This window comes from Ligilactobacillus ubinensis, assembly GCF_024160875.1.
In the GTDB taxonomy this organism is placed as follows: Bacteria; Bacillota; Bacilli; order Lactobacillales; family Lactobacillaceae; genus Ligilactobacillus; species Ligilactobacillus ubinensis.
Window position 1 is genome coordinate 67,809 of record NZ_JAIULA010000012.1, and the last position, 7,223, is coordinate 75,031.

The 7,223-nt window shown below is 33.4% G+C and carries 8 protein-coding genes and 2 pseudogenes; 1 reads left to right on the top strand and 9 read right to left on the bottom strand.

Translation table 11 applies throughout. The annotated features are described in order from the left end of the window. Positions 1-59 precede the first annotated feature (59 nt). Both LB941_RS07250 and LB941_RS07255 read right to left on the bottom strand, forming a co-directional pair. Entirely contained in the window at positions 60-236 is a 177-nt protein-coding gene (locus tag LB941_RS07250; RefSeq protein WP_253360745.1) for a hypothetical protein, read from the bottom strand. Positions 237-651: 415 nt separating this feature from the next. Continuing rightward, a complete protein-coding gene (locus LB941_RS07255) occupies positions 652-855 on the bottom strand; it encodes a hypothetical protein (protein WP_253360747.1) in 204 nt (67 codons plus the stop codon). Between the two features lie 748 nt (positions 856-1,603). On the opposite strand from LB941_RS07255, the gene LB941_RS07260 reads away from it, so the two are divergent. Next, positions 1,604-2,791 (top strand): protein disulfide isomerase family protein, encoded by a 1,188-nt coding sequence (locus tag LB941_RS07260; RefSeq protein ID WP_253360749.1) that lies wholly within the window; start codon positions 1,604-1,606, stop codon positions 2,789-2,791. A 777-nt stretch (positions 2,792-3,568) separates the two neighbouring features. On the opposite strand, the gene LB941_RS07265 is transcribed toward LB941_RS07260, so the two are convergent. From LB941_RS07265 to LB941_RS07295, 7 genes and pseudogenes are all read right to left on the bottom strand, one after another. After that, entirely contained in the window at positions 3,569-4,153 is a 585-nt protein-coding gene (locus LB941_RS07265) for a helix-turn-helix domain-containing protein (RefSeq protein ID WP_253360751.1), read from the bottom strand. Positions 4,154-4,230: 77 nt separating this feature from the next. Further along, positions 4,231-5,523 carry a 5-methylcytosine restriction system specificity protein McrC gene (locus LB941_RS07270; protein WP_253360753.1) on the bottom strand — a complete coding sequence of 431 codons (1,293 nt, stop codon included), beginning with the start codon at positions 5,521-5,523 and terminating at the stop codon, positions 4,231-4,233. Further along, positions 5,504-6,016, bottom strand: a pseudogene (locus tag LB941_RS07275) (hypothetical protein); the annotation flags it as partial. The gene LB941_RS07270 and the pseudogene LB941_RS07275, both read right to left, overlap by 20 nt. 16 nt (positions 6,017-6,032) lie before the next feature. After that, entirely contained in the window at positions 6,033-6,209 is a 177-nt protein-coding gene (locus LB941_RS07280; protein ID WP_253360755.1) for a hypothetical protein, read from the bottom strand. Between the two features lie 131 nt (positions 6,210-6,340). Further along, a complete protein-coding gene (locus LB941_RS07285; protein WP_253360757.1) occupies positions 6,341-6,706 on the bottom strand; it encodes an HNH endonuclease in 366 nt (121 codons plus the stop codon). Then, a complete protein-coding gene (locus LB941_RS07290) occupies positions 6,678-6,830 on the bottom strand; it encodes a hypothetical protein (RefSeq protein ID WP_253360759.1) in 153 nt (50 codons plus the stop codon). Before LB941_RS07290 ends, LB941_RS07285 begins: the two co-directional genes overlap by 29 nt. Before the next feature lie 43 nt (positions 6,831-6,873). Beyond that, positions 6,874-7,223, bottom strand: a pseudogene (locus LB941_RS07295) (Fic family protein); the annotation flags it as partial.

Consider the following 7,223-nt stretch of genomic DNA (forward strand, 5'->3'; position numbering starts at 1 on the left):
TTTATACTTGATTAATGGTAGAAAAAAACTACCTAAAATTAATTGGGTAGGGATTAAAATTATACTTTGGATAACTCTCTTAACACCTCTACGAGTCGAGCATCTGAAAAAAGTTGCTTCATTGCTTCATCTTTAATATCAAATTTATTTATATTATCCCCAGAAAAGTATATCAAGTTTTTCGAGACTTCATTCAATGATGTTTTTGCCAAACCAATATTAACATTCTCTTTCATAATATACATCTCCTTCAACTGTGGAATTATGTTATCACCATTCCTATGCTACCATCAACTTTTTGCCAAACTTTCTCCAGTAATTCAAAGTCAATTTTAACATTTCTTTTAATATACTCTCTCTGTTTCACTTTGGACATTTTTTTGTTCGCTAATTTCATTGACATTGTCACTGTGAAACATTTGTTTCGTTGCTATGTTATACCAAAAGTAAGCTGCTTTATATATAACGATAGAATAAGGTTCTTAGCCGAAGTAGCAATTATCTACGCTTCCTAGCATAGATTACAAGGCTTCTTTATTCTTTATCCTTTATTCCATAAAATCAACCTTCACGAAATAACTTTTCAGCATCTGCATTTAATCTTTTTAAATTCTCCATCGTTATTTTTACCATAGGCACATTCAATACCGCCTATACTCTTATTATTTTTTCATCAAACTCTAGTTTTAATATTCTTATATCGTTTTCTGATTTTCTCAAAGTTAATTTCCATCTATTTGCATCAACACTTGATAAATTTATGCTTTTAGCAAATACCTTCTTGAACTCATTAACTTGTTTCATATTATGCAGTGCTGTAAACAGTACACCGTCTAATTTCTGATTATTGCCCATGTTTTCTCCTTATCTTTATGACATCAAGACAACCGATTTAAACTAATAATTAATTTTATCACAAAAAGCAGTCTTTCAATGCCACCAACACAAAGAAAAAAACCATTGCAGGCACCATTCTTATCCACTAAGTTCAAAACACACTGCTTCAACCTAAGATAAAAATTTGTCTACAATGACGACTGACAATATTATATTTCCCAAAGCTAACTCTCATCCACTGAAGTGAAACTTTCCTTTAGAACATCTCGTGAATTTGGTCCTACAAATAGCTCAACCGCACCTACTTCTAAAAGTCTTTGTCCTTGATTGTCAAAAAATTCTAACTACTTGAGTACTTACCATGTTCACAAAAAATTATTCTATCAAATTTTTGTCTGGATACAAGCTTTTGAATGGTAAAATATCATTTTATATTAAAAAAATAAAAATAGATAATTCAAGGCAATAAGGGATCCCAAGTTCAATAGAACTAAACTATCTTAAAGTATAAAACAATAATCTGACTTTTTGTATTCATATTTTCTGATGAAAACAAAGATAAATAACCAAATTTTCAAAAAATTAAAAAATATGACTAATCTGGAAAATCGTTAGATTTCTAAAATCTAGTATAAGTAACTATATTTTACGAAAAACTAAAAAAATTAAAACCCACAATTTGTTTTTTGCGGTATATTTAAATTTGTCATTAGTAAAATAGATAATAAAATTTACTAATGTTCACCAATAAGAGGGGGGATTCTACATGTTAGAAAAGATTAAAAACATTTCGAAAACTATTTATATTTCTATTGCTATAGCCATTATATTAATAATAGGTCTCATCTATTATGTTAATAATAAAAAAACAAATGTATTAACTAATGACAATATTAATATGCAATTCAATGGATGGAATGGCGAAGGAACAGCTACATATGATTCAGCAACAGTCTCAAGACAGATGATTAAAATAATGGCTCAAAAAGCTAAATTGGGAGAATATTTAACTTCAGAGTTAACAAGCGGATATATAAGTACCGATAGTGAACAGTTTGCAGCATTGTCTGATGAAGACAAAGATAAGATAACTAAAGTCAATAGATGGATTTCTGAAACAAATATACGAGTAAATAAAGAATCTAACTTAAAAAATGGGGATACGGTTACAGTAACGCTAACAACAAATGACGATAAAACAAATCCAATAAAAGCTGATTCTAAAAGTTATACAGTTAAAGGATTAAAAAAAGTTAAGTCAGTATCAACAAAATCAATTCTTTCCAAATTAAAAGCAAGTTTCGTTGGATTTAATGGTACGGGACAAATAATACTCTCTAGCAAATCGAAACAGCTTAATAATGAATCTTTTACTGTTAAGAAAAATGGTAGTCTTTCTAATGGCGATACAGTTAAAGTTGTTGCTTCAAGTAGTTTATTCCAAAAAAATGGAACTACATATACCGGTAGCCGAACTGTCACCTTCAAAGTAGCTGGATTGACAGATATTACAAAAATAACTAATATCGATGCAGTTCAAAAACTAACAGACTCCTTAGTTAATGACCAATATACATCTAATGATTATGAAACCTATACCAATACTTTTGTAAACTTGTACGCAATACCATCTTTATCAAGTGACGATACAGATGCAGATAATAGTTCTTATAATGGAACTTCAAGTACAAGCAAGTCTGTTGAAGTTAATGATAAAACAGCTAAACGAATTTTCAACCAAAAACTATCAATCGTCGCATTATATAAAATTCAAAGTTCTTATGATGATGATCCACAATATGTTACCGTAACAATTAATAATTTAAAATATAAAGATACTACGATAGATGTCGATAATATTAACACTGATGATAACAGTTCAGTCAGCACTATTAGCAATTCTCTGTATACGGAACAACATAATTTAAAAGCAGACGGTGTTTTGTTAAAATAGTTTTAATTACCAAGATTATTCATACTAAAATTTAAAAATCCGATTGTATCCTTTCATTAAGGGAAACAACCGGGTTTTTTAATGTCACAATTCAAGGCTCTTTAACAAGTGGTACTGATAAATTAAATATTTAGTTTTTACAATAAATTAGTATAGTTTAGCTAACTGTCTATTCTTAATTAAAGTGGACAGCTTTTTGTAACCAATTTTTATAATTTATACTCAAAAAACTATTTTTGACTACCAATAAAATTCTAAGCCTAAAATTATCAAAGTTTCTAAAATCATAAGCTTTTTTTAATGTTCGATTTGCTTTTTTGATAAATTCAGGCATTCCAACTGCAGAAGTAGTTAATTCTTCTAAGAGAAGAACATTACGCTAATGAATGGCACATAATAGTTTTTGATAGTAATCGTAAGCCTTTTTAGACTTTCAGACATTGATAATAAGCGATTAACAACATCTTCAAAATCGGGCAGTAACAAGTATAAGTCTATATCAGACGAATGACATGAACTTTATAATGATTATAAGCACCGTCATAAATAGGTGAATCAGAAAATTTAGGGTCAAATTTGAGTCTAAAGTCTTTTATTCCAAGTGAAATTCTAGTAAAATTCTCCATGAGAAAACATTCTTTCTTAACTTGTGATAAGGCAAGTTTTATCTGAAGGTGAAGCGTTAAGGGCTTCATCTTTTTTAGCATACAACAAAAAATGGTACCGATAGAATATTTTCTCTATCAGTACCATATATTATAGAACCCATTTTTTCGTTTACTTTGATTCAATAAATCTATTATATGCCTCGATGGCAGCATTTGGAAAACGACCTTCATTCAGGTTATATTCCCTGAAGTTTGGACTATTTCTCATCTTATCGATTTTTCGAGGAGATTGTTTGTCAAACGGATCGAGAACTTCACAGAAATTGTCATAATAATTTTGGAAGATGTATTCCATGTAGTTGGCATAGGAACTGGGCTTCCCAGACTTTGGCTTATTCTTGTCAAAGTTGAAATCAATGAACTCATCCCTAAACTCTTGATGATTAGGGATGGTCATTGTGACGTTAGCTACTTTGCTATTCTTGCCGTACTTTGTAAATACTACTTCTTTTCGTTTAGCTGAATAAGGAATAGTTGGCTCTTTGGTCCTGTCTGCCAATTTCCAATCTGACAGTAATTCAATCGTTGTGACATTAAAGGCTGCGGAAAGTTTATCGACCGTCTCCAACGTTGGAATATTTTTACCTCTCAGTAAATACGAGATTGTCTCCTGCCTTAACCCTGCCTCGTCTCCAAGTTTCTCCTGTGTCCATCCACGTTCACGCAATAATCTTTTTGTATTTTCAATCAGCATTGCATATGATTTACCCATTTTAAAAATTATATACACGTCCTAAAATTGGTTCAATTGGGTATAGTCATATTATCAATTCACTGAATTGTAAGCACTTTTGATTTGAAACAACTTTCGCTATGAATTATCTGCTCAGAAAATTCATCATATGAGCTCATATTTTGTGGGACTTTTAAGGGCAATTTGAATAGCTGTCCACCAAACCCATGAAGTGTGCCAACATGAACAAGACTTTCTGTTTCCTTGCTTGGATAGGCAATTCCAGCCTTCTCTGCCTTCAATACGTGCAGATAACTGATAATTTGATATCTGTCTTCACGATTGAGGCCTTTTTCACTTCGATCAAGTTGTTTGTACTTAGCATCGAGCACTATCCGTTTATCCCGACTATAAAAATCAGGGTAAACTGTATGTCTCATATCTGAGAAAAGAGAAATTCCATACCTTGAATTCTTGTTCTCAGGATGAATGAATTGCTCTTTTAGAAGTGTATTCAGGTATTCCTCCCAAAGCCAAGCAACATCAATAATGATACCATGTACTTCATCATCCTCAATTCCGAACCCTACTCGTTGTTCATTCAAAATCTGAATACATAATTTTTGCAATAGATAATACTCTTCAAAGTATCCATGCCGAACTGGGTTAGCAACGTTTTCAGCTAAAATTTCAAAACGTTCTGACCGTGAATAACTGGAAGTTTCTCGAATGATTGCTGTCATGTTTTCTTTGGTCAACGAATCAGATGCAAAATCATAAATATACTCAGCATTAAGCTTCTCAAGCGTATGCCTAATGAGCTGAGTTAGTCGATTGTCATAGCTAAATTCTCTCGTATCATAAGCAATCCTTCCCACAAAAGGAGTATTGGCTTTAATGTGCCGAGCCACATTTATTGGCCCTTTTACATTGGCATCATTATATTGCTTTTTGACATATTCTTTATATACTCCCTTCTCCATTGCCTGATTCAAATACATGGGAAAAAGAAATGCCAATAAGTTATAGTACGAATCATCAGAATCCATACTCACTTTAGTTCGAATGATGTTCATACTCAAAACTCGGTGCAGGAGGTATTTCAGAAAGTAATCTTCGCTGTCAGAAATTGAATCGTAAAACCTCGAATTAATTCTAACTTCGTCTGATCCCTTTTTCATCACACCTACAATGTTACCTGTTTGAATCCTCCTATTATGCTGGCGAAAAATATAGTTTTCACCATCTAAGTCCTCAGAACTACCAATCTGCGGTGGAAAAATGATGAAATTCTCTTTTGCTAAGTCATTCAGATTTCTATCTAATAACTCTTGAATAATAAGATTATCTTGATATCCAGTGACATCACTATTATCTTTCAATTGAATCATCGTCATCACCTAAGTAATATGCTGACTCCAAAATCTCCAATTTATGCTCAGCGTTTCTTTCTCCACGGAAATAATCTTTGAGCAGTGGTTTCAGCTTATTATTCCATAATTCGTCAACAGATAAATTTTTTGTTTTATCTTCAAGACCCTTGAAGTAGCTTGCACCAATTTGATAATCAGTGCTCAATGAAACTTCATCGGAAACGAGTGCATCATTCAGAGCATTCATCCGTTTTTTCACTTCATCAGTCTTTAGCATAACTTGAGAGTCTTTAGATGTGATTTCTTCAAAGCTGAATCTACGGCGCATAGCAAAATCAAAGGTATCAACCGAACGGTCAATATCATTCATTGTGCCAAGAATATAGACATTTTCAGGTACATAAAACTTCCCTTCGTCAGCAAATAAATTGGCGTACTGTGTTGATACTGCTCCTTCAATACCTCTATACTCTGGATCAATAGAGAAGAAAAGCTCACCAAATATTTTAGCGGTTAATCTCCATCTATCATATGGTTGTGGGTGATACAATTACAAAGTTTTCACCGACTAATAATTCAACATCGGGTAATTCAAATTCCATCCGCGTTGCTTTCTTTCCTGTTGCAACTTTATCCACGAGTGGTTGCGAACGTTCACCAGAACGCGCTCGTCTACCACCTCGTTGGGTTCCATCTTTTGCCAAAATATATCACCTCATTTTCTTGTTCGGGGCTATCCCCCGTTTGAACTGAACTTTTTTCGCGTAAGGGCCTAGCGCGCTGTACAGTTTCAAAGGGTTTAGATATAATGACCGCCCCTCCCCCTTGTTATTTTTTACATGATTGTTTTATCTTTTGTGTTTCGTCTGGTCATATGAATTTTCGAGTGACACGATTTACAAACACTCATCAAATTACTTTCATCGTGCGTCCCACCATCACTTAATTCTTTGATATGGTGCACGATTTCAACCGGAGTGAAGCGTCCTTCCTTCAAACACATCTCACACAAGGGATGTGCTGCTATGTACCTCGCCCGCACTTTCTTCCAAGCTCTTCCGTATCGTTTATTGATAGCAGGGTCACGTTCATACTTCTCATAACGTTTCCTTGCGACCGTCTTGTGCTCATCACAATAGGTATCATGGGTTAGATTTGGGCAGCCTGGAAACTTACAAGGCTTGGCTGGTTTCATTGGCATGGACTTCATCTCCTTTCACACATAATAAAAGCCCTTGAAAGATTTCTCCCTCAAAGGCTTCAAGTATTTGTTTCGATACTTCTATTGCTAGTATTGCTTGAGTATCGTTTGTCTTTTTTGACATCTTAATGATATCACTAAAGGTTACTGACATTCACTGACACATTTCACTTGGCGAGTGAATAAGTCCTATTTTTGTTGCTTCCATTTGCTTCCAACAAGCCTAATGAAACTAAACGTCCCAAATGTTTTCTAACGGTTGGTGCTGATTTACCAATCAGTTTAACCGCTACTGTTGTCGTAATACTATCATGATCTAATAAATATTTTTTAATCAATAAGTAAGCATGCGTTTCTGTTCCAGTTATACCATCTGGAAGGTCTTCTTCCAATTTATCGCTCATTTTATCGCTTGCATTATCGCTCATTTTATAAGCGACAAGTGTTTCAAGAATGATATCAAGCATAAATTCAATAAAAACATTTGATTCGTTCTGTGCATCAGCCGCAGCCAACA